The sequence below is a fragment of the Streptomyces sp. CO7 genome (assembly GCF_053474865.1).
In genome coordinates, this window is sequence record NZ_JBRIOU010000003.1 from 442161 (window position 1) to 443363 (window position 1203).

Consider the following 1203-nt stretch of genomic DNA (forward strand, 5'->3'; position numbering starts at 1 on the left):
CCCCCGCCCCGCCGTCGACCGGACCGCCGGCGAAGCCCTCGTCCGAGCCGTCGCCGTCGCCGCCGACGGGCACGGAGCGCCGCAGCGCGCGGACCAGGAACCACACGATGACCACCGCGGCCACCGCCGACCCCCCGTACTGCATGTACCAGTACAGCGGCGAGCCCGCGATCTCCTCGCCCAGCACGGGGAAGACCCGCATCCCCCACTGGTCCAGGTGCGTGAACGCGTCCCACACCACGTGGGTGAGAGCCCCCAGCACCGCCGACAGGTACCAGGCGGCCGCCAGGCGCGGCCGGGGCCTGGCCCGTGGAGTCCCGCAGCGCGTCAGCACCGCGGCCCGCCCGCGCACCCGTCGCGGCAGCAGCGCCACCAGCGGTTCCCGCAGCAGCAGCCACGCCCCCACCAACAGCCAGGCGATGGCGACGTCGACCGTGAGGACCCCCGCGAACGAGTGGGTGACGTCGCCGAAGACCATGGCGTCGGGCAGCGCGCTCGCCGCGTAGTACGTCATGTCGGGGGCGAACGACCCGGCCACCATGACGGAGGGCACCAGCAGCGCGGCCCGCCCGGTGCCGTCGGCGCGCATCGCGGGCAGGACGGCCACGGCGTGGCTGAGGGTGAACGGCAAGAACGGCTCCCGGTCCCGGAGGGCACGGCGGAGGCGGCGCGGCACGACGGTGCGCGCGCGACGGCTCCGCGGCGCGACGGTGCGGCGGCGCGGAGGGGACCGCGCCCGCGGTGAGAAGGGACGTCGGTGGTCGCCCAGCGGTTCCCGGAGCTGCCGACGTCCGAATTCCGTACGCGCCGCCCTGCAGATGTCCTTTCCAATCATCTGAAATCGGACACCAACGGGTAGGCGGGCGACTCAAGTTGTCGTAGGGTCACCTGATTGTGGTATCGAATCCCTGTCCGCACGGCGGGCCGGGAGGCCAAGAAGTCGGTCGTCCAGGGAGGGGAACGCTCGATGGCGGCGCATATCGGCAGGCATCTGCGCAGGGGAGCGGCGACCACGGCGGTGGCCGCGGTCGCGGTCGCGGCGCTGACGGCTTCGCAGGCGCCGGGGGTGGCCGAGAGGCCCAGATCCGAGACCGGCGACTCCCAGCCGATACCGGACCCCGCCGAGCTCCCGGGCGACGACTCGTACTACACGGATCTCCCGCAGCTGAAGTCCCCGGCCGGAGGCAAGGCCGAGTCCGCCAT

The 1203-nt window shown here is 73.7% G+C and carries 1 protein-coding gene and 1 pseudogene; one reads left to right on the forward strand and one right to left on the reverse strand.

Annotated features, from left to right (window positions below):
• On the reverse strand, positions 1-631 hold a 631-nt coding region (locus ACOV8S_RS11930), incomplete at its 3' end, for a DUF4184 family protein (protein ID WP_448317747.1).
• A gap of 336 nt (positions 632-967) precedes the next feature.
• On the opposite strand from ACOV8S_RS11930, the pseudogene ACOV8S_RS11935 reads away from it, so the two are divergent.
• Positions 968-1203: pseudogene (locus tag ACOV8S_RS11935) on the forward strand (lytic transglycosylase); the annotation flags it as partial.